We start from the raw sequence: 23287 nt of genomic DNA, 5'->3' as shown, positions 1-23287 counted from the left end.
AATGAAGCAAATTACTTTAGCCCATGGTGGCGGTGGCGAAGAAATGAATGCTTTGATAAGTGAAATTTTTTCTATTTTTGAAAATGATGTTTTAAAAGAAGCAAATGACGCTGCTATTTTAGATGATTTGGCTTTTAGTACTGATTCTTTTGTATTAAATCCTATCTTTTTAAAAGATATAAATATAGGAAAATTAGCAGTTTGTGGTAGCGTAAATGATGTATTAATGGTGGGAGCAAAACCACTATATTTATCATTAGCTTTAATTTTAGAAGAGGGTTTTGAGCTAGAAAAGTTAAAAATCATACTAAAATCTATAAAAGAAGAATGCGATAAAGCAGAAGTAAAACTAGTTTGTGGGGATACTAAAGTTGTTCCTAAAAATAAAGGCGATGAAATATATATTAATACTTCATGTATAGGTAAAAATATACAAAAAATCAACACCAAAGACTTAAAAAGTGGTTGTGGTATCTTAGTTTCAAGGGATATTGGAGCTCATGGTTGTGCGGTTTTGGTTGAAAGAAATAATTTAGAGGCAAATATCCAAAGTGATTGCAAAAGCTTAAAAGATGAAGTTTTAGCACTTTTAAATGCAGATATTTCCATAAAAGCAATGCGTGATGCTACGCGTGGTGGACTTAGTGCGGTTTTAAATGAATGGTCCAAATTAAGCAATTTAGAGCTTTTAATATATGAAGAAAAAATACCAGTTTGTGATGAAGTTTTAGGGGTTTGTGAGCTTTTTGGGTATGAGCCTTATGAGCTTGCAAATGAAGGAACTTTTATTATTTGTGTAGATAAAAAAGATGAGCAAAAAGCATTAGAAATTTTAAAACAATTTAATGCTAATGCAGCCATTATAGGTAAAATCACAGCTAATAAAAAAGCAAGAGTGGTTTTAGAAAATGCTTATGGAGCAAAACGTATTTTAGAAGCTCCAAAAGGCGAACTTTTGCCAAGAATTTGCTAATGCATGAGTTAAGTATTACAGAATCTTTGCTAGAGCTTTGCGAAGAATATGCTCAAGGAAAAATTATTGAAGAAGTGCATGTTAAAATAGGGCGTTTAAGTGGGGTTGAACCTCCACTTTTACAAAGAAGCTTTGAAACTTTTAAAGAAAATAGTCCTTTGTGTAAGAATGCTAAATTTATTATGCATATTCAAGAAGTAGTAGTTGAGTGTCAAAAATGCCATTTTAGTGGAGTACTTGAAAATAATATCTTTTGGTGTCCAAAATGCGAAGATAAAGATTTAAAAATCATAGATGGAGAAGAACTTTATCTTATGCAACTTGTTTTAAAAGAAAATGAGGATTTGGAAAATAATGACAAATAAGGAAATTATCTTAGGTGCGGGTTGTTTTTGGTGTACTCAAGCTGTGTTTGATGAAATCAAAGGCGTAGTTTATACAGAAGTAGGTTATAGCGGTGGTAAGCCAAATCCAAGTTATGAAAGCGTGGTAAATGGTGATGGGAATATAGAAGTAGCTAAGATAATTTATGATGAAAAACAAATTTCATTAGAAAAAATCTTAGAAATTTTTCTCAAAATGCACGATCCAACAAGCTTAGATAAACAAGGAGCTGATGAGGGGATACAATATAGATCAGTTATTTTTTATCAAACTAATGAGGAGTTAAAAATTATTAGCAATTTTTTACAAAAAGCACAAAAATATTACACTAAAGACATAGTTGCACAAGTTTTAAAACTAGAAAAATTTTATAAGGCTGAAAACTATCATCAAAAATATTTTAAAAATAATCCTAGCCAAGCTTATTGTAGATTTGTTATTGCTCCAAAATTAGAAAAGGTTAATTGCTAATATTGTTTTTAAGTATTTTTGCAGTTAGATTTAAAAGCCTTTTGCAGGCTTTTAAAATTTAGTGGCAACCACAACCACCACATCCACAACTTTGACTAAAGAAATTTTCTAAAGCTTGCATATTAGGAAGTTCTGTTACTTCATTTACTAATTCTTTATAAGCAACTACACCATCTTTAATTACAAACACTGCTCTAGCTAAAATTCCCTCAAGTGGACCATCAGCCATTAAAACACCATATTTTTCACCAAATTCTTTAGAAACAAAATCACTCGCAACAGTTAAATTATCTATACCTTCAGTTGAGCAAAAACGACCCATAGCAAATGGTAAGTCCATACTAACTACGATTACTTCTACACCACTTGCTGCTGCTTTTTTATTAAATTCTCTAGCTTCAGTTGCACATACTGGAGTATCAAGGCTTGGTACGCTGATAATAATTTGAGTTTTACCTTTTGGAGCAATTTCAACACCTGAAAGATCTTTGGCTTTTAAAGTGATATTTGGAGCCATGTCGCCAATTTGGATGTTGTTTCCTTTTAAATTTACTTTATTTCCTTTGAATAATACACTATTCATTTTTTCTCCTTGAATGATTTTTATTAATCATAATATAAAAAGATTAATAAAGTCTTATTTTTATTCTTCTTTGCACATACCTGCTTCGATTAGAAAACACGAGGGTTGATAATTGCTTTTTTTAATCTTATCATATTTTGCATAGCTTAAGTATAAAGTATCTTTAGCTCTAGTTACAGCTACATAAAAAAGCCTTCTTTCTTCTTCTAAACTTCCGCCCATGCTCATGAGTTTTTGGTTGGGAAATCTTCCTTGTGCAAGATCAATTATAAATACAAGTTCAAACTCAAGCCCCTTACTTGCATGTATACTTAAAAGATTAACCCCGCTACCACTACTCATTTCACTAGCACCAAGAGTAAGAAAGTTATAGTATTTATAATTATCACTATAATTTTTAGCAAGTTCTTTTAATACAAACATTTTCGCGTTGATTTTTTCTAAAATTTCATTTTTTTTATTTAAATCAACATTGGAATTTTTATTAGTCGCTCTTTTAGTTGCCAAAATATCACAAATTTCTTTAAAATAATCATTTTCTAAAATCAAATCTACAAGCTGAGTTGAGATTTTACATTCACTTGCTTTTTTAATAAAAAGATAAATTTTTTCAAGATTTTTTGCACAAAACTCGTTGATTTTGGGTAAGCTTAAAATAGGGTGGGTGTTAAATTCACTTTCTAAGTTAAATCTTGAAGGCGAGGCTAGCTCCTCAATATCATCAAAAAGTCCTAGTTGGTAACTTTGTTTTTTGTATTTTTTTAAATTCACACTACTATCAGGATTTAAAAAGCCTTTAATTAAACTAGAATGTCCTAATTTTAATAAAGCATCAAAAATATCTTTTGCCAAAACCCCACCAACTCCTTTGGTGTATTCAAGTAAATGTATAAAAGCCATGATATCTTTTGGATTAAGCACGATTGCAAGCATAGAGCAAAAGTTTTTAACTTCCAAGCTTTCAAAAAAACTTCCTCCACCTTTTCTTTTGCTTGCTATGCCAAGTTCTCTTAAGGCTACTTCTACTCCATCTGCACTAGAATTGTTTCTAAAAATCACAGCAATTTCATCAAGATTAACCCCGCTTTGTAAGATTATTTTTGCTATGGTAGAGTATTGATCAAATAATTCATTAAAAGTTAGCAAACTTGGCGCTTTAAAATCTCCTTCTCTAGTTACAATTAATTCTTTAGGATATAATCTTTCATTGTTTAAAATAACCTTATTAGCTAACGCAAGTATATTTTTACTAGAACGATAGTTTTTATTTAAAGTAAAAATATTTGCATCGACAAATCTATCTTTAAAACTTCCTATAATAGAAATATCAGCCCCATTAAAAGCATAAATACTTTGATCATAATCACCCACACAAAACAAACTTTTACTTTTAAAAGCATCAATTAACGAGCCTTGCAAGGTGTTAGTATCTTGATATTCATCTACTAAAATCTCATCAAATTCAAAATGATGTGAAGCTAAAATATGTTTTAATTTGATCAATAAATCATTAAAATCCACATAGTTAAAACGCATTTTTTCTTCTTCGTATTCTTTTAAAATATCTTCATAAATTTCAGCATAAACAGCTTGTTCATCATAATTTTGACAAAACCAATTATAAAATTCATCTAAGTTTGCATTAGTATTTTGAAATAAAGAATACACATCATACAAATAGCTTGGCATATAAGGTTTAGTATCGCTTAGATGATGAAAAGTGCGTTTTTCAAAAATAGAACGCAAAAGAATTTTAAGCTCACTCGCAGGTTTTAAAATAATATCGTGATTTAACTCTTTAAGTAGAGAATAAGCAGTACTATGAAAGGTTCCTGCTGTGATTTTTGAAGTAATGCTTTTATCAAAATACCTACTAAGTCTTTCAATCATCTCTTTACTAGCTTTGTTTGTAAAGGTTAGAAGCATAATTTTTTCAGGCTTTATACCATTTTGAAGTAAAAAGGCTATTCTTGCAACTATAGTTGAAGTTTTACCCGTGCCTGCACTTGCTATAATTAGATTGTGTCCAAAAGGAGCACTAGCGGCTTTATATTGTTCTTCATTTAAACGCGATAAGGGCATGAATTTCCTAGTTTAAAATTATATTTTGTATATCATTAAAATAAAAATGATTAACACCATCTTTATATTCATAATAAAGAGTAAGTTTATGAGAATCTAAAATAGTCTTAACAATGTATAATCCAAGTCCAAAACTATCTTTATTTTTCTTGCCTTGCGTAAAGGCTTGAGTATAGTATTTCAAGTCTTTATCTAAGGCTTTTCCTTTGTTTTTAAAGCAAAGATAATCTTTAGTTATTTCTATAGTAACGCAATTTTCATCAGAGTATTTTGTCGCATTATCTATCATGTTTTTCATTGCAGTGGTAAAAAGTTTAAAATCTACATTGACACTAAAACTTTCTTTTATACTAATTTTTACCTTTTCATCATCACTCATAGCTATATCTTTAGCTTCATCTAAAAGATCTAAGATATTGTATTTTTTTAAATTAATCAAACCAGCACCCGAAGTAATTTGCTCAATGGCTGCAAATTCATTAATCAAAATCTCTAAACGATTAAAAGCACCCACTAATCTTTCTTTATATTTGCTATCTTCAAGCATTTCTAAAGTAATTAAACCTTTAGTAATGGGGGTTTTTAGCTCATGCATAATATTTCTTAAGAAAAACTGCCTTGAAGTGTTTAGTTTTTGAATTCTTAAAATAGACTCATAAAAGGCTGTTGCTACTTGAGAAATTTCATCATTTCCCTTGCTAACATTTTGAATTTCATTGAGTTTATTTTCGCCAAATTTATCAATTTGTCTTTTTAAAGCTCTAAGTGGTTTTAATTTTTTAATGATAAAAATATATAAAATCAATAAAACCATTACTACTATACTAGCAATAAGCTTGATCACAAAATAACGATAACCTTGATATTCTAAATCTTTATATAAATAAAGCTTACCATCAAAGATGATTTTTAAATACACATTATCTTCTAAAGTAATGATTTCAACTACACCTGTGCTAGTTTGAGCCCGTGCTATAGTTTCAGCTTTATAGATGATTTGTCTTATGGCTGATGGAGTTGTTAATTCTATCATTTTGTAATTTTTTGTTTGCTCATAAAATTCTCTTTCACTAATCACATGATTAAAATATAATAATCTTGCATTAGCTATAAAAGAATATTTTGCATTAAGCTCATTAGTGTAATTTTGTTGATCATATTTTATAAGCCATAAAAAAGCTAAAATTACACTAACGCTTGCAAGCAAAAAAACAAAGGTTATAGTATAAAAAATTGATGATTTATTCATTGAGTTAATTTATATCCTATACCTCTGATTGAATGAATGTATTTTGGAGTTTTAGGATCATCTCCGATTTTTTGTCTGATTCTACTAATGATTACATCTATACTTTTATTACTAGAATCTTCACTAATAGAGCTACAATTATACACAAGCTCTTCGCGGCTTACCACTCCACCTTCTTTTTTAATTAAATAACTCAAAATATCAAATTCAGCATTAGTAAAGCTAATTTCTTGATCTTTCATAGTGATAGTATGTTTATATTTATCATATACAAGATCTTTTTTAACTTGAGCTTGAGCAGTTTTTGTGTTTGAAATTCTTCTTAAATGACTTTTAATTCTTGCTTGAAGTTCTTGAGGATTATATGGTTTTGGTAAATAATCATCTGCACCCAAATCAAGCGCTGCAACCTTATCGCTAATATCATGCCTTGCACTTGAAATGATAATAGGTGTATCATATTTTTTACGAATTTCCTCGCATACTTCAAGTCCATCAAGTCCAGGTAAGCTTAAATCCAAAATGATTAAATCATAAGGATTTAAAGCAAGTCTTGAAAGACCTATATAAGGCTCGTGAGCAATATCTACTTTCATATCAAATTGCTCTAAATATTCAGCTATAATCTCTGCTAATTCTAAATCATCTTCTATCATTAAAATATTTGTCATTTTTTTCCTTTCTTAAAAAAGTAAAGCTCTTACAAATCCGCCTCTATTAATCCAAATTTTAACATACTCTTTACCTTTATTTAATTCTAAAGCCTTAGATAATTCTTTAAAATTTGAAATTTCATACTGATCAACACCTATGATAATATCACCTTGCTCAAAACCTATTTTTTCAGCTTTTGATTTTGGAGTAACTTCGGTAATTAAAATACCACTAATACTTTCAGGTATGCGGTATTGCTGTCTATTCTTAGAGTCAAGTTCCACTAATTTTAGACCATCAATATAACCTTTTTCATATTGTAGCGACTTTTCATCTGTTTTTAACATAAATTTAGCTGTTTTGACTTTATTATCTCTTTCATAAGTTACTTCTACTGCTTGTTTTGGATCAATACTTCCTATGTAGTTTTTTAAATCCATAGGGCTTTTAATCACAGTTTTATCTACTTTTATAATCAAATCTCCTCTTTTTAACCCTGCATTATAAGCTGCTGAATCTTTTTGTACTTCAGTAATTAAAGCACCTTCTTGATTAGTATAGGCTTTTTTAATATCTTGAGTTAAAGCTCCTATGACTACACCTAAATATCCTCTTTCAATTTTTCCATGCTCAATAAGTTTTTGTGCAATAGATTTTGCCATATTAGAAGGGATTGCAAAACCTATGCCATTATTTCCACCACTTCTTGAAAGTATGGCTGAATTTATCCCAACTAAAGCTCCTCTACTATCTACCAAAGCTCCGCCTGAATTTCCAGGATTAATAGAAGCATCAGTTTGGATGAAATTTTCATATTGATTTAGACCTATATTGTTTTTATTTAAGGCCGAAATAATCCCACTTGTAACACTACTTCCAACACCAAAAGGATTACCCAAAGCAAACACCACATCACCTTCTAGTAATTTATCTGAATCAGCAAAAACTACTGCGGGTAAGTTTTTTGCTTCTATTTTTATCACTGCTAAATCTGTTTTAGGATCAGCTCCGATTAATTTAGCTTTATATTCAGTGCTAGAATCAGGTAAATTTACAGTGATTTTTTCAGCATCTTCTATAACATGATTATTTGTTATAATATAACCATCGCTTGAAATAATTACACCAGAACCTAATGAGCTTACAACTTCTTTATTTTTTTTATTTTTTGGAGCTTGTGGGAAATCAAAACCAAAAAATTGTCTAAAATAAGGGTCATTGAAAAAATCATCAATTCCAAATGAACTACTTTGAACAGTTTTAGAAGTTGAGATATTTACAACTGAATTTTTAACTTTTTGTATGGAATCATGATAAGAAAGTATAGTATTTTGATTATCAGTTGGTAAAGTTCTTTTTACATTATCATCTGCTTGTTTAAAATCAATACTAGCACTAAAAAGACTAGTTGCCAATGCCAAAGAAAGAATCATAGTTTTTTTCATGTTTTATCCTTTGTAAAATCATTTAATGCAAGTATAAAATTTTATTTTTACACAATTGTAAATAAAACCTTTAGTTTTAAAACTTATAAAAGTTGATTGACTAAGACTAAAGTTTTTGATATAATCTTATAAAAAATTAAGGAATAATAAAAATGAGTAAAAGTTTATATGAAACACTAGGAGTTTCGCAAAACGCTAGTGCAGATGAGATAAAAAAAGCTTATAGAAAATTAGCAAGACAATATCATCCCGATATCAACAAAGAAAATGGCGCTGAGGAAAAATTTAAAGAAATTAACGCCGCTTATGAAATTTTAAGTGATGAGAAAAAAAGAGCTCAATATGATAGATATGGCGATTCTATGTTTGGCGGGCAAAGTTTTCATGATTTTTCAAGAAATGCAGGTGGAGCTGACATCAATGATATTTTAAAAAATATTTTTGGTGGAGGCTTTGGAGGATTTAGTGGCGGTTTTAGTTCTAGTAATAATTTTAGAAGTGGCTTTGGGGGATTTGGAGGATTTGAAGAAGATTTAGACTTGCAAGCAAGTGTTAAAATTCCTTTTGAAAAAGGAATTTTAGGTGGTGAGCATTTGGTAAATATAAATAACGAGCAAGTTAAAATCAAAATTCCACATGGCATAAAAGATGGCGAAAAGCTACGCATACGAGGTAAAGGAAAAAGCTTTCAAGGGCAAAGAGGGGATTTGATTTTAAAAGTTGAACTTGAAAAAAGTGATGAATACGAAAGAGAAGATGATGATTTGTACAAAAAGGTTGAAATTAGCTTAAAAACAGCGCTTTTTGGAGATAAAATCAGTGTGCATACCCCAAGAAAAGAAGTTAAAATTACCATACCGCCAAATTCTAAAAACAATCAAAAAATTAGACTTAAAGGCTATGGAGTGCAAAATAGAAAAACAGATCTTTATGGGGATATGTATTTAATTTTAAATGTAAAAATACCTGATATTAATAGCCTTGATCCTGAATTTGTAAAAATTTTAGAAGAAAAATTACCTTGAAAGGAGTAAGTAATGGAGCATAGTTATGATGAACCGGTGTATCTTATAAGTGTTGTTGCAAAAGTTTTAAGTATACACCCACAAACTCTAAGACAATATGAAAAAGAAGGTTTAGTTGAGCCAAGTAGAACCGATGGTAAAATGAGGCTTTATTCTCAAAAAGATATAGATAGAATTAAAATGATTTTACGCTTAACAAGAGATCTTGGGGTTAATTTAGCTGGTGTTGATGTGATTTTAAAACTAAAAACAAAAATTGATGAGTTTGAAAACACTATTGAAGAGTTAAGATTAGAACTTGATAGAAGAGATAATCCTTCAAAATCAAGAGCAGTAGTTAAACATAGAAGTAATTTTGATTTAATTTTTTTAGAAAAAATAAAATAATAAAAACATTACAAAAGGTTGGTGAGTGGATGCTTTTATAACTTTATTTTTAACCGCAGTAGCAGTTGCTGTCATACTTAATGTTATACTTAAAAAATTTGGTATTCCAACTATTATAGGTTATATAGCTACAGGTTTATTTGTACGTGAATTTTATGGTTTTAGCACTAATGAATTTGTTATACATGTAGCTGAATTTGGCATAGTTTTTTTAATGTTTACCATAGGGCTTGAATTTTCATTTAAACATCTTTTGGCAATGAAAAAAGAAGTATTTTTAAATGGAAGTTTGCAAATGCTAACTTGTGGTTTGGTTTGTACTTTACTTGTAACTTATATTTTAGGTATAGCAAGCCATATCGCAATGATAGCAGGTTTTGCTCTAGCCTTATCTTCCACTGCTATAGTTTTAAAAATACTTAATGATAATGGCGATATCAACGAAGAATACGGCAGAAAAGCTTTAGGAATTTTACTTTTTCAAGATATTGCTGTGATACCACTGCTATTAATGATTGATATATTTAGTTCTCAAAATGCTGATATTTCAAAACTTTTACTTACAACTTTAGTCAGTGCTGTGATTTTACTTGTTTTGCTTTATTTTATAGGCAAATACCTTTTTACTTATGTTTTAAAATTCATCATTAAAACTAACGCAAATGAAATTTTCATCGCTACCATACTTTTTACTGTAATAGGAGCAAGTTTTTTGGCTCATTCTTTTGGCTTTTCATACTCACTTGGAGCATTCATAGCTGGAGCCTTGATAGCTGAAACTAAATATAAACATAAAATAGAAGCAGATTTGGTTCCTTTTAGAGATTTGCTTTTAGGATTTTTCTTTATCAGTGTTGGTTTGCAAATTGATTTTCATATAGTTTTTGAAAATTGGTTTTTGATTTTTGTTTTTGTAAGCTTGGTTTTATTGATAAAATTTGTAGTAATCTATGGTCTTTTAATTCTTTATACAAGAAAAAGAGTAGCGTTAAAAACCGCTTTGAGTATTTCTCAAATTGGAGAATTTGCGCTAGCAGTATTTTCATTAATGCAAGTAAATTCACTTATAGATGAAAAAACAGCACAAATTTTTATTATAGTTTCTATCGTCACTATGGTTGCAACGCCTTTTATTTTAAATAATCTTAGAAAAATAGCCAACGCAGCCGAAGGTGAGCAAAATGATATGGCTAAATTTTATTTATGTGATCAAAAAATGAAAGATCATTTTATCATTTTTGGTTATACAAGATTAGGTCAAGAAGTGGTGCAAAAGATCAAAAAAACAGGTATCCCATATTTGGTTTTAGAAAGTGATTTAAATTTAGTTGAACTTGGCCGCAGTAGAAATGAAAATATCTTTTTTGCAAATGTAGCCCAAGTAGAAACATTAAAAGTAGCAAATATAGAAGAATGCTCAGTTGCTATTATAACTATAAGTAATGAAGCTAAGCTTGATATGCTCTATCAAGTGCTTTCTAGCTTTAACAAACCCATACAAACGGTTTTAAAAACAAGTGGTACAGGTGCTAAGATCATTTTCCCACATACTGATAAACATTTACACATTGTAGATGCTGAAGCTTCAATAGCAAGAAATTTAGTACAAGAAGCATTACAATGTAGAATCAATACAAGTGCAGCAGAATGAAAAATGATGAAAAAGCTTTAAGGGTAAAATATGTAAGAGCTTTAGAAAAATTTACTAATTCTGCTGTGAGTGCTTTAAAAAGAGAAGATTTTGATTTAACTCTTTTTAGAGAAAGAATGCAAAAAAATGCTAAAATCTTTGAGAAAATTCAAGCAGTGTTTTTAGATTCTACTTATACTAAGGCTTTGGAGATTTTTGTAAATGAGTGTTTAGATGAAAGTTTAGACCAAAAAACCTTAGCTTCAAAAGCCAATGCCTTATATAAGCTAAAAAATAATCAAAGTTATAAAAAAGACAAACATAAAATTAAATTTAAGGATGAATATTGATAAATGTAATTTTTGATATGGATGGCACGCTTATAGATAGTGCTAATGCTATAATATGTGCGGTAAATGAAATAAGAGCGGATTTAAATTTAGAACCTTTAAAAAGAGAGTTTATTTTAGATACTATCAATACTCCTGGACAAAATTATGCTAAGATTTTTTACGGGGTTGATACTTACTCACATACTAGCTTTAAAGAAGGTTATGAGAAGTATTTTATTAAGCATTATGATCAAAGCGTGGTGCTTTTTGATGGTGTGCTTGAGGTTTTGGAATTTTGTAAAAAAAATGATTGCTATTTAGCTATAGCTACTAACGCACCTCAAGAAAGTTTGGTGCCTATTTTAAAAAAACAAAACATTCTTTCATATTTTGATAAAATACTAGGTGTTAGTTATGGTATAGAAGCTAAGCCTGATCCTATGATGCTAAGATTAATCGCAGATGAAGCAAAATATGAAAAAAGTATTTTTATAGGCGATAGCTTAAAAGACAGACTTTGTGCTAAAAATGCTAAGATGGATTACATACATATTTCTTGGCAAAAAGAAATTAAAAACTTAGATGAAGCTAATGATAAAACTACTTTAATAGAAAAAATTCAAACTTACATGAAAGGTTAAAAATGGATATATTTGATGAAATGTTTGCAAAAAGCCCTAAAGAAAAATTTATCGAAACAATAAAATATGCAAATTTAGGTGCATTAGAAAATGTTTTAGAAAAATTATTAGCCGATCATATCGCTATGATAGAGCTTTTAGAAAAAAATAATTTAAATGAAAGCGATGTAGCGCAATTTCAAATGGAAAATTCACTCTTAATAGATGAGAGAAAAAATGATTTTTACATAGGATTAAGCGCTGAAATTTTAGGACATGAGGGTTAATTTTGCGTTTATTTTTATCTTTATTTTTGATACTTAATTTTTTAAAGGCTGAAGTATTTTTTGATTATACTTATAAATTTACCTTAAGTAAAGATGAAAAAGCAAGTGTAAAAATAAAAGAAATTGACTATCCTGATGAGATTTATTATTTTGACTTTTCATGGACTTTATTTGATCGAACTAATATCATTGTTCATTCAAGATATAAAAAATACCCTAGACAATTTGTGATGTCTTTAAGAAGAAACTTAAACTGGGTAGATCAAACCTTAGTACCTGATTATAAAAATCCTCATATAGATAAAGCAAGATTAATACTTGAATTTAGTGATTTTAAAAAAGGCGAAGCTATTTTTACTGTATATATAGAAGATAGAGATAAAAGATTAGAAGTAGAATTTTTAGACCCTAGAAAAGCTAGTCTTAACCAAAACTAAAGTAAAATTTAATAAAATACAATTATAAGTTATAAGAAAACTAAGGAAAGCATAGTGCAAAAGATCGATCAATATATGCATGAATTTTTATCTGAATTAAATTATGAGCCTATTTTAACCATGAGTTCAAAACTTCAAGGTGGTAAAAAATTACGCTCAAAACTACTTTTAAAAATAGCTGGCGAAAGTGATATTAGCTATAAAATCTGTGCTATTATAGAGTTAATTCATGCTGCAAGCTTATTGCATGATGATGTGATTGATGAGGCAAAATTAAGAAGAGGAGTAAAGTCTATCAATGCACAATTTGGAGCTAAAAATGCTATCATGCTTGGAGATATCTTATACTCAAAAGCCTTTTATGAGCTTTCTTTGATTGATTTAAAATTAGCAAAAATCATTTCTAATGCTGTTGTTATGCTTTCTGTTGGTGAGTTAATGGATGTAAATTTAAGCAAAACTTTCAATACCGATAAAAACGCTTATTTGCAAATGATATATAACAAAACAGCCGTTTTAATCGAAGCTAGTGCAAGATGTGGGGCTATACTTGCTAATTTAAATGAAGATGATTTTGCAGAATATGGTAAAAACTTGGGCTTGGCTTTTCAAATCGTAGATGATATTTTAGATATCAAAGGCGATAAACAAACCTTAGGCAAACCCGCCATGAATGATTTTAAAGAAGGTAAAACTACCCTTGCTTATATGTATTTATATGAAAAATTAAATCCACAAGATCAAGAAATACTTAAGTCTTATTACAAGAAAGATTTAAATATAGATGAACTTACTTGGATTAAAAATAAAATGCAAGAGCATGAAATTTTTAATCAAATTGGTCAAGAATTAAACACCTATGCGAATAATGCCTTAAAAGCCATAGAAAAATACAATATAAAAGATTTAGAAGATATTATTAAAAGTATGATAGAAAGGGAATTTTAATGCATTATTATTGTATCAGTTTTACGCACAAAAATACAGATATTGCTACTAGAGAAAAACTTTCCTTTTCCAATGAAGATAAAAAAAGAGAACTATTAAGATTAATCCATACTAATAATAAAATTCTAGAAAGTTTAGTGCTTAGCACTTGCAATAGAGTTGAAATTTTTCTTTTTATCGGAGAAATTGAAAGTATCAATGAACATATTTTAAAAACACTTAGTTTGCTTTGTGGGGTTGATAAAGAAAATTTAAGCACAAAAGCTGATTTTTATGAAGATAGTGGGGCTATCCATCATTTATTTTCTGTGGCAAGCTCACTTGATAGTTTAGTTATTGGAGAAACACAAATTGCTGGACAATTAAAAGATGCTTATAAATTTGCTCTACAAGAACAAAGATGTGGTGTGCATTTAACTAGAGCAGTCCATTATGCTTTTAAATGTGCAGCAAATATTAGAAATCAAACTGAAATTTCCAAAAATCCTATTTCAGTTGCTTCAGTAGCAGTAGCAAAAGCCAAAGAGCTTATAAATTTAGAAAATAAAACTGCAGTTGTAGTGGGTGCAGGGGAAATGAGCGAGTTAGCCTGTAAACATTTATTAAATGCTAAGGCCAAAGTATTGATTTTAAATCGAGATATACAAAATGCCCAAAAACTTTGTGAAGATTTAGGTGAAAATGCAAATTGCGAAAGTATCGCAAATTTAAAAGAAGCATTAAATAAATATGAGATATTTTTTAGCGCCACAAATGCTCCACATGCTATCATAACTAATGACATATTAGAAGAAAAAGATTATAAAAGATATTTTTTTGATATAGCAGTGCCTAGGGATATTGATGTAAAAGCAAATGAAAAAAATATAGTTTATGCTGTTGATGATTTAGAAGAAGTTGTAAGAAAAAATTTAACACTAAGAGAACATCAAGCCCAGATTGCTTATTCTATAGTAGGCACTATGACAAATGAGTTTTTTCAACATCTAAGCAAACTAGCAACCTTACCTTTGGTTAAGCAATTACGCTTGCAAGCTGATGAAATCGCTAAAGAACAATTACAAAAGGCCATAGATAAAGGATATTTAAAACACTCAAATCATGAAGAAGCAAGAAAGCTTATAAGACAGGTGATGAATGCATTTTTACATCATCCTAGTGTAAATTTAAAAAAACTAAGTGGAACTATGCAAAATGACTCTGTTGTAAATGCCATGCGTTATGTGTTTGATTTAAAAAATGAAAGCATGGAAGGTTTAAACTTCTATAAATGTGAATTTAATTTGGAGAATAATCATGAAATTTAGTAAATTTTATGCCATAAGCACAAAAGAAAATCCAAAAGATGCTACCCTGCCAAGTCATATATTTTTAGTTAAGGGTGCTTTTGTAGAACAAATTGGAAGTGGTTTGTATAATTTTTTACCTTTAGGAAAAAGAGTTTTAGATAAGATTAAAAATATCATCAAAGAAGAAATGGATAAAGCAGGGGCTTTAGAAGTAAATTTAAGTTTTAATACCCCAGCTGAACTTTGGAAAGAAAGTGGGAGATTTAATGTTTTTGGTAAAGAGCTTTTACGCTTTAAAGATAGAAAAGAAAATGATTTTGTCTTAGGACCAACCCATGAAGAAGCCATAGTAGCTTTGGTTAGAAATAAAGTAAATTCTTACAAACAACTTCCTTTGCATTTATATCAAATAGGACTTAAATTTAGAGATGAGGCTAGACCTAGATTTGGACTTTTAAGATGTAGAGAATTTTTAATGAAAGATGGTTATAGTTTTCATAGCAGTGAAGCTGATTTAGACAAAGAATTTAATCTTATGCATGAAACTTATAGTAAAATTCTTACAAGATTAGGGCTTGAATTTAGAGCTGTTGAAGCTGATAGTGGGGCTATTGGTGGAAGCGGTTCAAAAGAATTTATGGTTTTGGCTAAAAATGGCGAAGATGATATATTATTATGCGAGCATTGTGATTATGCTGCAAATATTGAAGCAGCAAAAAGAGCTAAAAAAAGTTGTGAAGATGAAAGGCCAGAAGCTGATTTTGCTACACAATTTCACACTCCAAATGTAAAAACTATAGAAGAATTAGCGGAATTTTTTAAAATTAATCCTTACTATACTGTTAAAGCTATTGCTAAAAAAGCTATTTATGAAAATGAAGAAAAAATTGTAGTATTTTTTATACGCGGCGATGATGAACTGCAAGAAGTTAAAGCACTAAATGCAGCAAATGCATTAGAATTAGTTGATGTAAGTGAAGAAGAATTAGAAAAAGCAGGTTTAGTGCCAGGATTTATCGGCTTTGTAGGATTAAATGGAGTTGATTTTTATATTGATCGTGAGCTTGAAAATGAAACAAATATGATTATTGGAGCAAATAAAAAAGATTATCATTTAGTCGGAATCAATGTTGTAAATTTAAATAAAGAACGCTTTAAAGATCTTGCAGCAGTTAAAGAGCATGATCTTTGTCCAAAATGTCAGCACAAGCTTAAGCAAAGCAAAGGTATTGAAGTAGGGCATATTTTTAAACTTGGAAATAAATACTCAAAAGCAATGAATGCAAGCTATTTAGATGAAAATGGTAAAGCTCAATTTTTCACTATGGGTTGTTATGGTATGGGAGTGAGCCGTTTAGTAGCTGTCGCCATAGAAGCAAGCCATGATGAAAAAGGTTGTATTTGGAATAAAACTCTAGCTCCTTTTGTTTTAGATATTATCGTTTCTAATATAAAAGATACAAAAGCTATGGAATTTGCCGAGCAAATTTATACTCATTTTAAAGATAAAGAAATTTTGTTTGATGATAGAAATGAGCGTTTTGGTGTAAAGATTAATGATTTTGAATTAATGGGCTTTCCTTATGCTTTAGTTATAGGTAAAGGCTTAGAAAGCGATGAAGTAGAGTTAATCCATAGAAATACCTTAGAAAAACAAGTTTTAAAAACCCAAGAAGTAATTTCACACTTAGAGAAAATTTTATGATAGCAAAAACAAATTTAAGTGCTTTTTTGATTTTAGAATTGATTGCTAGTATTTTATTTATAGTCTTTTTTGGTTTTTTAAATTTTTTTATGATAGTTTTTGCAAGTATGTTTTTAGGAGCAATGTTTTTAGCAAAGACTTGGACAAATCTCATCACTATGCAAAATGCCAATACTAATTTATTTGGTATGATTAAATTATTTTCCTTAACTATAGTTGGAATTTTACTTTTAATACCAGGAATTTTAAGCACATTTTTGGGAATTTTACTCTTATTTTTTATGATGATATTAAAATTATTTACAAAACAAAAAAGAAAATATCATCAAACAAACAACGAAGAAGAAATCATAGATGTAGAAATCATACAGGAGCATAAAAAATGCAATTAATCATCGCAACAAGAAAAAGCCAACTTGCATTATGGCAAAGTGAGTATATAAAAAATAAATTATTACAAACACATTCTGATTTAGAAATTTCTTTAGAGGGTTTTAAAACTAAAGGTGATGTTTTACTTGATTCTCCTTTAGCTAAAATAGGTGGAAAAGGACTTTTTACAAAAGAACTTGAAGAAAGTATGTTAAGAGGTGATTCACACTTAGCTGTGCATAGCTTAAAAGATGTGCCAAGCTTCTTTCCTGATGGCTTAGTTTTAGCTGCTATTTCAAAAAGAGAAGTGGTAAATGATGCTTTTTTAAGTGAGTATTATGAAAGCTTAAATGCTCTTCCAAAAGGTGCAAAAGTAGGCACTACAAGTCTTAGAAGAAGAATGCAGCTTTTAGCGTTAAGACCTGATTTAAATATCATTTCTTTAAGAGGTAATATCAACTCACGCTTAGAAAAACTTAAAGCTAAGGAATTTGATGCTATTATTTTAGCTCTAGCTGGCATTAAACGCTTGGGTTTAGATAAAGAAATAAAATACATTAGGGCTTTTGAACTTGATGAGATAATACCTGCAGCTTCTCAAGGAGCTTTAGGTATAGAAAGCATTGATGATAAACAAATTTTAAAATACCTTGAATGCTTAAACGATAAAAATGCCTTTGTAGAAACTTATATAGAAAGAGATTTTATAAAAACCCTAGAAGGTGGTTGTCAAGTACCTATAGGAATTAATGCAAAAATCATTGATGAAAAAATAGAAATTCGCGCCATAGTGGGCTTACCCGATGCAAGTAAAATTTTAAAAGAAAAAAGAGTGATTGATAAGCAAAATTACTCAAATGCAGGCGAGCTTTTAGCCAAAGAAATGATAGCAAAAGGTGCAAAAGAAATTTTAAAAGAAGCAGAAAGTATGATATAAATGCAAAAATTCGTAGAGCTTTTAGAAAAAAATAATTTATTAAAAACCATCCATGAGCCAGTAGATGTAGAACTTGAAATGGCACATTTAGCTTATATAGAAGTTAAAAAAGAAGACTCTAAAGCCTTGCTTTTTACTAATGCAGTAAAAAATGGCAAAAAATACGATTATCCTGTATTATTAAATACTTTTTGCAGCAAAAAAGCTTTAAATTTAGCATTTGGAAAAGATTATGAAGATGTAGCTAAAGAAATTAGCTCTTTACTTAAAATGCACATACCGCAAAGCTTTGGTGCGAAATTAAATTTTTTCAAAACCTTGCTTGATTTAAAAAATATCCCACCAAAACGCATCAAAAAAGATGGAGAATTTAACTACAAAAGCTTAAATTCTTTATATGAAATACCTATTTTAAAAACTTGGGAAAAAGACGCTGCACCTTTTATCACTATGGGGCAAGTTTATACTCAAAGCATAGATGGAAAACAAAATAATCTTGGAATGTATCGCTTGCAAGTAGTTGATGAAAAAACCTTGCTTATGCATTGGCAAATTCACAAAGACGCGAGCCACTTTTTCCATGAGTATAAAAAAGCAAATCAAAAAATGCCAGTAAGTATAGCCATAGGTGGAGATCCTTTATATATTTGGTGTGCTCAAGCGCCTTTACCAAAAGGTATTTTTGAACTTTTACTTTATGGTTTTATCAAGAAAAAACCTGCTATTTTGGCAAAATGCAAAAGCAATCACCTCTATGTGCCTTATGATAGTGATTTTGTGATTGAAGGTTTTGTAAATCCAAATGAATTTGCACCCGAGGGACCTTTTGGAGATCATACAGGCTTTTATACTCCTATTGAACTTTGTCCTGTCTTAAAAGTAGAAAAAATCTTTGCTAAAAAAAATGCGATTTATCAAGCTACGGTTGTAGGAAAACCGCCTTTAGAAGATAAATACATGGGGCTTGGCACAGAAAGAGTTTTTCTACCTTTACTTCAAACTAACGCACCTGATTTGATAGATTATAACATGCCTGAAAATGGAGTTTTTCATAATTTAATCTTAGCCAAAATAGAAGCAAAATATCCAGCTCATGCAAAACAAGTAATGCATACTTTTTGGGGAGTAGGGCAAATGAGTTTTGTAAAACATGCTATTTTTGTCGATGAAAATGCACCTTGCTTGCAAGATTATGACAAGCTCATACCTTATATACTTAATCGCTTTAATGAAGAAAAATTACTTATTAGTGAAGGAATTTGCGATCAACTCGATCATGCTTCAAGCACTTATTGTTACGGTGGTAAAGCAGGACTTGATGCGTGTGGTGATGAGAAAAAAGTTGAACTTGAAATTCTAAGCGATGAAGCTTTGTTTTCACTTTTTAAAGAAAAAGATCAAAATATTTTAAAATTAAAACAATTTTACACCCAAACCTTTGCTCCAATTTGTGTGATCTTAATTGATAAAAAAGAAAAAATTGCTCAAATTTTTGAAAAACTACAAATTTATAAAAAACATTTTAGAATTTTAGTTTTTTTAGATTCAGATGCTATTTTGGAAAATCCTTATATGTTAATTTGGCGTGTGGTAAATAATATCGATGCAAAAAGAGATATATTTATCAAAAAAGATTGTGTTGCAATTGATGCGACAAATAAAGGATCATTAGAAGATTATCATAAAGAATGGCCTTTAATGACAAATTGCTCCAAAGAAGTTATAGACAGACTTATTGCAAAAAAATTACTTGTAAATGATGAAAAATTCTTCAAAAAGTTTGAAATTTTTTAATTTTAAACTTTTTGAGAACACTTTTTGCTTATTAAATATATATATTTTTAATTTAAATATTAAGTTTTTTAAAATTGTGTCGATAGTGTGTTTTAGAGTCTTTTAAAAAGGAGTTTAAAATGGACATTAGCAATATTCAAAGGGATACAAATATAACTCATTTTAACACAAAAAGTGTTGAAAAGCCATCTCAAGAGAATAAGCAACAAGTTGATTTAAATGATCAAGATGAGAATTTAAATGAAAAATTAAAAAACGCAACAGAAAAACTTAATAGACAAATGGAAACATTGGAAACAAATGTGCGTTTTGCGTATAATGATAAAATAAACGAAATGTATGTAAATGTCACCGAAAAAGACACAGGTAGGTTAATACGCAAAATTCCTAGTGAAGAAGTTATGAAATTAATAGAACATTTTAAAGGTGTTATTGGCACCATTTTTGATAAGGAGAGTTAATCATGGCAGTAGGTAGTTTAGGAAGTTTAGGTATAGGTTCAGGAGTTTTAACAAGCGATACACTTAATAAGCTTAAAGAAGCAGAAATGAATGCTCACTTAAAGCTTTATAACACGCAACTTGAAACTAACACTTCAAGACAAAAAGACTTAGCAGAGCTTGAAGCTAAACTACTTGCTTTTCAAACTGCTGTAAATAGTCTTGGCGATACTTCTCAATTTAACAAAAAGAAAGTTTCTCCTAGTGTAAGTGGCGATAGCGCTGCTGCTAGCTTGGTTGTAGGCTCTTTATCTAATCTTTCAAATATGAAAGTCATAGTCGATCAACTTGCTCAAAAAGATGTTTATCAAAGCAATGGCTTCCAAGATAAAACTGCCTCTGTAATGAAAAGTCTTGGTATAGAAGGAACAGATGGTAAAGCTTCTTTTACTATTACCCAAGATGGAAAAGATTATAAAATAGAAATTGATCAAAGCACAACCGTAGCTCAACTTGCTGAAAAAATTAATTCCGCCACAGGTGGTAAAATAGAAGCTAAGCTAGTAAATACCGGAGATAGAGACAATCCATACCGCTTAGTAGTGCAAAGCACTGAAACAGGAACTAAAAACAATATCTCTTTTTCAGGCGATGATAAGCTTTTAAAGGCTATGGGTTGGGAGCTTGATAAAAATAGCATTAGTGCGGGTGGTTTATATGGTTTTAGACCTCAAGGTGCTGGGGATAAGGATAAAGATAAAATAAGTGGAAATATTACTGGAACAATTTCTGATAAATTACTTGAATCAGGTCAAAGCACTTCTTTTACTTTTGTTATAAAAAATGGTGAAAGATATGATAGATTTACTATAGATATAAATGATCAAACAACCTATAAAAGTTTAGCAGAGGATTTAAGAAAACAAACTAATGGAAAAGTGGAATTAAGCTTTGGAGAAGATGGAAAATCTTTTACTTTTAGAGCTACTAATGGTGGTGAATTAAGTCTTTTTGATGGTGGCTATGCAACTGATGCTGATGGCAATATAGATCAAGCAAATTATATTAGAGATAACAAAGCTACTTCATTATTAAGTAGTAAATTTGGCATTACTCTAGATACAAGCACACCACAAGGCTACAATGTAAAAGCAGACAATGAAAATCATATCCAAAAAGGTATGGATGCTATCTTTAGTGTAGATGGTGTTAAAATGACTAGACCAACTAATACCATCACAGATATAGGACCTGATATTACCCTAGAGCTTAAACAAAAGGGTGAAATTAGTTTCAATGTTACTCAAGATACTGAAGCCATAGCACAATCTTTAGAAAGTTTAGCTACTGCTTATAATGATTTAATGATCAATCTTAATGCAGCGACAAAATACGATCCTGATGCAGGGACAAAAGGAAATTTCGTAGGTGTAAGCTCGATTTATAATATAAAATCACAAATTAACAATATTTTGCTTCAAACTATCACAGTAGATGGAACAATCACAGTTGGAGATAGTGATACTTCAGATGGTGTTAAAGTTTCTTCAAAAGTAAGTTTATCTTTAGCTGATTATGGTTTGACTTTAAATGATGGGGTTTTAACCTTTGACTCTGGAAAATTTAATGCTAAATTTAACGAAGATCCTGAAATGGCTGAGAAATTTTTCGTAGGACACAATGGCTTTGAAGACATTGATTTGGTAGGAGATAAGATTAGTAATTTTGGTAAAGATGATATTAAATTTGAACAAGGTAAATTTACTATTACTTACAATGATGAAACTATAGATTTAGGTAAAACTGCCAATGGAGATCCTTTTACTTTAACTGGCGATACAGATGTGGAAAAAGCCCAAAATTTAGTTGATCATATAAATAGTTTTGGCTTAGAAGGCTTAGAGGCTAGTTTTCAAATTATCAACCAAGGCAGCAAAGATCAACAAATTCAATTTAAAATCAAAGGAACATCAGGAAGTAACCTAGAAATTCAAGGCGATAAAGACTTTTTGAAAAAATTTGGCTTAAGTCCAAAAACTATATATTCAGTTTATAAAGAAGAAACTGGAACCTTTGGGGTATTAAAAAACACTATGGGTGAGATGATGAGCTCTGATGGTTCTTTTGGGGGTTATAAAGACTCTTTAACTAAAGAATCAAAAAATCTAAACGAAACTATAGAAAATACTAAAAAATCCATAGAAAGCAGATATGACACAATGTGGTCAAGATGGGCAGCATATGATGGTATAATTGCAAAATTAAATAACCAAGCAAGTGTTATTACAAATATGATTAATGCAGCAAATAATCAAAATTCTTAAAAAATAGAGAGGATTTAAATGCTAAATAGTGCAGTATATAATGCGTATTCACAAAATCAAACTGGTGTAGAATCCCAAGAAAAACTTATAGAGATGTTATATAGCGGGATTTTACGCTTTGCAAGTAGGATAAAAATAGCTATTCAAAATGGAAATATAGAAGAAAGAGTGTATTATGTAAAAAGAGCTAGTGCTATTTTTATAGAATTGTTAAATTGCCTTGATTATGAAAAAGGCGGAGAAATAGCACACTACTTAAGTGGCCTATACACTAGAGAATTACAACTTCTTTCTTTGGCAAATATAGAAAATAGTGAAGCAAGAGTAGATGAAGTTATCAATGTAGTCAAAGGCTTGTTAGAGGCTTGGAGAGAAGTACATCAAAAATGAGTGAAAAAAAATGGATAGATGAATTTAAACTAGCTGTATATACTGAAGATGTGGAAAAAATAGTTAAACTCATAGAAAAACCTGACTTTAAAGATTGTCCCAATGAGGCTTTAGCTCTTACTAATGAGGCAATAGCTTTTATGAAAAAAAAGCAAGATGAAGTAGCAAAAAATTTACAAAAACTCAAAAAAGCATCTGCTTATATGAAATAAAACATGGCGATAAGCCGAGTTCTGTCAAGAGCGATCATTTATCTAGACTTGTTTTTGCAAACAAGTTCAAGCGAAGGGTTATATTATAAGACTAAAACCACCCCTTCTTGCTGCGGATTGGGTTTACATAGCTAGCTTTGTTACCAAAGCTACTGGTAGGCTCTTACTCTACCGTTTCACCTTTTCCATATAATATGGTAGTTTTCTTTCTGTTGCACTTTCCCTTAGGTTACCCTAGCCATCCATTAGATGGAATCCTTGTCTTATTGCAGCTCGGACTTTCCTCTTCAAAAGAAGCGATCGCTTGCCATGTTTAG

The 23287-nt window shown here is 29.9% G+C and carries 25 protein-coding genes and 1 other RNA gene; 20 read left to right on the top strand and 6 right to left on the bottom strand.

The window, feature by feature from the left end; genetic code table 11:
- Nucleotide 1 precedes the first annotated feature (1 nt).
- From hypE to msrA, 3 genes are read left to right on the top strand one after another with little or no spacing between them, the layout of a single operon-like run.
- A complete protein-coding gene (hypE, locus tag L8W64_RS00270) occupies nucleotides 2-973 on the top strand; it encodes a hydrogenase expression/formation protein HypE (protein ID WP_263672570.1) in 972 nt (323 codons plus the stop codon).
- Complete coding sequence (locus tag L8W64_RS00265) at nucleotides 973-1338, top strand: hydrogenase maturation nickel metallochaperone HypA (protein ID WP_039641489.1); 366 nt, start codon at nucleotides 973-975, stop codon at nucleotides 1336-1338. Before hypE ends, L8W64_RS00265 begins: the two co-directional genes overlap by 1 nt.
- Complete coding sequence (gene msrA, locus L8W64_RS00260; protein ID WP_263672569.1) at nucleotides 1328-1828, top strand: peptide-methionine (S)-S-oxide reductase MsrA; 501 nt, start codon at nucleotides 1328-1330, stop codon at nucleotides 1826-1828. The genes L8W64_RS00265 and msrA overlap by 11 nt, the downstream gene beginning before the upstream one ends.
- Before the next feature lie 58 nt (nucleotides 1829-1886).
- Here the strand turns inward: msrA and tpx are convergent, their stop codons facing one another.
- From tpx to L8W64_RS00235, 5 genes are read right to left on the bottom strand one after another with little or no spacing between them, the layout of a single operon-like run.
- On the bottom strand, nucleotides 1887-2411 hold the full coding sequence (gene tpx, locus L8W64_RS00255) for a thiol peroxidase (protein WP_263659853.1): 525 nt from the start codon (nucleotides 2409-2411) through the stop codon (nucleotides 1887-1889).
- Nucleotides 2412-2471: 60 nt separating this feature from the next.
- Nucleotides 2472-4493 carry an ATP-dependent helicase gene (locus tag L8W64_RS00250; protein ID WP_263672568.1) on the bottom strand — a complete coding sequence of 674 codons (2022 nt, stop codon included), beginning with the start codon at nucleotides 4491-4493 and terminating at the stop codon, nucleotides 2472-2474.
- Between the two features lie 7 nt (nucleotides 4494-4500).
- Complete coding sequence (locus L8W64_RS00245; protein WP_133318879.1) at nucleotides 4501-5742, bottom strand: ArsS family sensor histidine kinase; 1242 nt, start codon at nucleotides 5740-5742, stop codon at nucleotides 4501-4503.
- Nucleotides 5739-6413 carry a response regulator transcription factor gene (locus L8W64_RS00240; protein ID WP_039626094.1) on the bottom strand — a complete coding sequence of 225 codons (675 nt, stop codon included), beginning with the start codon at nucleotides 6411-6413 and terminating at the stop codon, nucleotides 5739-5741. Before L8W64_RS00240 ends, L8W64_RS00245 begins: the two co-directional genes overlap by 4 nt.
- 12 nt (nucleotides 6414-6425) lie before the next feature.
- Entirely contained in the window at nucleotides 6426-7841 is a 1416-nt protein-coding gene (locus tag L8W64_RS00235; RefSeq protein ID WP_133318880.1) for a DegQ family serine endoprotease, read from the bottom strand.
- A 152-nt stretch (nucleotides 7842-7993) separates the two neighbouring features.
- On the opposite strand from L8W64_RS00235, the gene L8W64_RS00230 reads away from it, so the two are divergent.
- The 17 genes from L8W64_RS00230 to L8W64_RS00150 all read left to right on the top strand — a co-directional run bounded on the left by L8W64_RS00230 (nucleotide 7994) and on the right by L8W64_RS00150 (nucleotide 22970).
- Entirely contained in the window at nucleotides 7994-8866 is an 873-nt protein-coding gene (locus L8W64_RS00230; RefSeq protein ID WP_263664672.1) for a J domain-containing protein, read from the top strand.
- 12 nt (nucleotides 8867-8878) lie between these two features.
- Complete coding sequence (locus L8W64_RS00225; protein WP_039668403.1) at nucleotides 8879-9253, top strand: heat shock protein transcriptional repressor HspR; 375 nt, start codon at nucleotides 8879-8881, stop codon at nucleotides 9251-9253.
- A gap of 25 nt (nucleotides 9254-9278) precedes the next feature.
- Nucleotides 9279-10904: a cation:proton antiporter gene (locus L8W64_RS00220; RefSeq protein WP_133318882.1), complete on the top strand. Its 1626-nt coding sequence runs from the start codon at nucleotides 9279-9281 to the stop codon at nucleotides 10902-10904.
- Complete coding sequence (locus tag L8W64_RS00215; protein ID WP_258107332.1) at nucleotides 10901-11233, top strand: hypothetical protein; 333 nt, start codon at nucleotides 10901-10903, stop codon at nucleotides 11231-11233. Before L8W64_RS00220 ends, L8W64_RS00215 begins: the two co-directional genes overlap by 4 nt.
- Nucleotides 11230-11856, top strand: coding sequence for an HAD family hydrolase (locus tag L8W64_RS00210; protein WP_263672567.1), 627 nt, complete (start codon nucleotides 11230-11232; stop codon nucleotides 11854-11856). The genes L8W64_RS00215 and L8W64_RS00210 overlap by 4 nt, the downstream gene beginning before the upstream one ends.
- Before the next feature lie 2 nt (nucleotides 11857-11858).
- Complete coding sequence (locus L8W64_RS00205; protein WP_039618310.1) at nucleotides 11859-12122, top strand: DUF2018 family protein; 264 nt, start codon at nucleotides 11859-11861, stop codon at nucleotides 12120-12122.
- Entirely contained in the window at nucleotides 12122-12559 is a 438-nt protein-coding gene (locus tag L8W64_RS00200) for an exporting protein (RefSeq protein ID WP_263672626.1), read from the top strand. The genes L8W64_RS00205 and L8W64_RS00200 overlap by 1 nt, the downstream gene beginning before the upstream one ends.
- 54 nt (nucleotides 12560-12613) lie before the next feature.
- Nucleotides 12614-13507: a polyprenyl synthetase family protein gene (locus L8W64_RS00195; protein ID WP_263672565.1), complete on the top strand. Its 894-nt coding sequence runs from the start codon at nucleotides 12614-12616 to the stop codon at nucleotides 13505-13507.
- Nucleotides 13507-14814 carry a glutamyl-tRNA reductase gene (hemA, locus tag L8W64_RS00190; RefSeq protein ID WP_258107336.1) on the top strand — a complete coding sequence of 436 codons (1308 nt, stop codon included), beginning with the start codon at nucleotides 13507-13509 and terminating at the stop codon, nucleotides 14812-14814. The genes L8W64_RS00195 and hemA overlap by 1 nt, the downstream gene beginning before the upstream one ends.
- On the top strand, nucleotides 14801-16501 hold the full coding sequence (locus L8W64_RS00185; protein ID WP_133318978.1) for a proline--tRNA ligase: 1701 nt from the start codon (nucleotides 14801-14803) through the stop codon (nucleotides 16499-16501). The genes hemA and L8W64_RS00185 overlap by 14 nt, the downstream gene beginning before the upstream one ends.
- Nucleotides 16498-16893, top strand: a complete 396-nt coding sequence (locus L8W64_RS00180) for an FxsA family protein (protein ID WP_133318888.1) — start codon at nucleotides 16498-16500, stop codon at nucleotides 16891-16893. The genes L8W64_RS00185 and L8W64_RS00180 overlap by 4 nt, the downstream gene beginning before the upstream one ends.
- Nucleotides 16884-17810 (top strand): hydroxymethylbilane synthase, encoded by a 927-nt coding sequence (gene hemC / locus L8W64_RS00175; protein WP_263672563.1) that lies wholly within the window; start codon nucleotides 16884-16886, stop codon nucleotides 17808-17810. The genes L8W64_RS00180 and hemC overlap by 10 nt, the downstream gene beginning before the upstream one ends.
- Nucleotides 17811-19604 (top strand): menaquinone biosynthesis decarboxylase, encoded by a 1794-nt coding sequence (locus L8W64_RS00170; protein ID WP_263664676.1) that lies wholly within the window; start codon nucleotides 17811-17813, stop codon nucleotides 19602-19604.
- Nucleotides 19605-19723: 119 nt separating this feature from the next.
- On the top strand, nucleotides 19724-20065 hold the full coding sequence (locus L8W64_RS00165; protein WP_133318891.1) for a FlaG family protein: 342 nt from the start codon (nucleotides 19724-19726) through the stop codon (nucleotides 20063-20065).
- Nucleotides 20066-20067: 2 nt separating this feature from the next.
- The gene (fliD, locus tag L8W64_RS00160; RefSeq protein ID WP_263672562.1) at nucleotides 20068-22368 is read left to right on the top strand and encodes a flagellar filament capping protein FliD; all 2301 of its coding nucleotides are present in this window, start codon (nucleotides 20068-20070) and stop codon (nucleotides 22366-22368) included.
- Between the two features lie 18 nt (nucleotides 22369-22386).
- Nucleotides 22387-22758 carry a flagellar export chaperone FliS gene (gene fliS / locus L8W64_RS00155; RefSeq protein ID WP_133318893.1) on the top strand — a complete coding sequence of 124 codons (372 nt, stop codon included), beginning with the start codon at nucleotides 22387-22389 and terminating at the stop codon, nucleotides 22756-22758.
- Nucleotides 22755-22970, top strand: a complete 216-nt coding sequence (locus tag L8W64_RS00150; protein WP_133318894.1) for a hypothetical protein — start codon at nucleotides 22755-22757, stop codon at nucleotides 22968-22970. Before fliS ends, L8W64_RS00150 begins: the two co-directional genes overlap by 4 nt.
- On the opposite strand, the gene rnpB is transcribed toward L8W64_RS00150, so the two are convergent.
- Nucleotides 22965-23286: RNase P RNA component class A (rnpB, locus tag L8W64_RS00145), an RNA gene on the bottom strand. The genes L8W64_RS00150 and rnpB overlap by 6 nt on opposite strands.
- Nucleotide 23287: the final 1 nt, after the last annotated feature.

The organism is Campylobacter sp. IFREMER_LSEM_CL1097 (assembly GCF_025772225.1).
In the GTDB taxonomy this organism is placed as follows: Bacteria; Campylobacterota; Campylobacteria; order Campylobacterales; family Campylobacteraceae; genus Campylobacter_D; species Campylobacter_D lari_D.
The sequence above is the reverse complement of the archived record's forward strand: the minus strand, read 5'-3'. Positions and strand labels throughout refer to the sequence as shown.

Bases quoted from the DNA above. Each gene is read 5' to 3' on its own strand.
- L8W64_RS00240 (WP_039626094.1), bottom strand. From the start codon at position 6,413: ATGACAAATATTTTAATGATAGAAGATGATTTAGAATTAGCAGAGATT.
- L8W64_RS00265 (WP_039641489.1), top strand. From the start codon at position 973: ATGCATGAGTTAAGTATTACAGAATCTTTGCTAGAGCTTTGCGAAGAA.
- L8W64_RS00245 (WP_133318879.1), bottom strand. From the start codon at position 5,742: ATGAATAAATCATCAATTTTTTATACTATAACCTTTGTTTTTTTGCTT.
- hemA (WP_258107336.1), top strand. From the start codon at position 13,507: ATGCATTATTATTGTATCAGTTTTACGCACAAAAATACAGATATTGCT.
- hemC (WP_263672563.1), top strand. From the start codon at position 16,884: ATGCAATTAATCATCGCAACAAGAAAAAGCCAACTTGCATTATGGCAA.
- L8W64_RS00225 (WP_039668403.1), top strand. From the start codon at position 8,879: ATGGAGCATAGTTATGATGAACCGGTGTATCTTATAAGTGTTGTTGCA.
- L8W64_RS00230 (WP_263664672.1), top strand. From the start codon at position 7,994: ATGAGTAAAAGTTTATATGAAACACTAGGAGTTTCGCAAAACGCTAGT.
- L8W64_RS00170 (WP_263664676.1), top strand. From the start codon at position 17,811: ATGCAAAAATTCGTAGAGCTTTTAGAAAAAAATAATTTATTAAAAACC.
- L8W64_RS00215 (WP_258107332.1), top strand. From the start codon at position 10,901: ATGAAAAATGATGAAAAAGCTTTAAGGGTAAAATATGTAAGAGCTTTA.
- L8W64_RS00180 (WP_133318888.1), top strand. From the start codon at position 16,498: ATGATAGCAAAAACAAATTTAAGTGCTTTTTTGATTTTAGAATTGATT.
- hypE (WP_263672570.1), top strand. From the start codon at position 2: ATGAAGCAAATTACTTTAGCCCATGGTGGCGGTGGCGAAGAAATGAAT.
- fliS (WP_133318893.1), top strand. From the start codon at position 22,387: ATGCTAAATAGTGCAGTATATAATGCGTATTCACAAAATCAAACTGGT.
- L8W64_RS00205 (WP_039618310.1), top strand. From the start codon at position 11,859: ATGGATATATTTGATGAAATGTTTGCAAAAAGCCCTAAAGAAAAATTT.
- msrA (WP_263672569.1), top strand. From the start codon at position 1,328: ATGACAAATAAGGAAATTATCTTAGGTGCGGGTTGTTTTTGGTGTACT.
- L8W64_RS00235 (WP_133318880.1), bottom strand. From the start codon at position 7,841: ATGAAAAAAACTATGATTCTTTCTTTGGCATTGGCAACTAGTCTTTTT.
- fliD (WP_263672562.1), top strand. From the start codon at position 20,068: ATGGCAGTAGGTAGTTTAGGAAGTTTAGGTATAGGTTCAGGAGTTTTA.
- tpx (WP_263659853.1), bottom strand. From the start codon at position 2,411: ATGAATAGTGTATTATTCAAAGGAAATAAAGTAAATTTAAAAGGAAAC.
- L8W64_RS00150 (WP_133318894.1), top strand. From the start codon at position 22,755: ATGAGTGAAAAAAAATGGATAGATGAATTTAAACTAGCTGTATATACT.
- L8W64_RS00165 (WP_133318891.1), top strand. From the start codon at position 19,724: ATGGACATTAGCAATATTCAAAGGGATACAAATATAACTCATTTTAAC.
- L8W64_RS00250 (WP_263672568.1), bottom strand. From the start codon at position 4,493: ATGCCCTTATCGCGTTTAAATGAAGAACAATATAAAGCCGCTAGTGCT.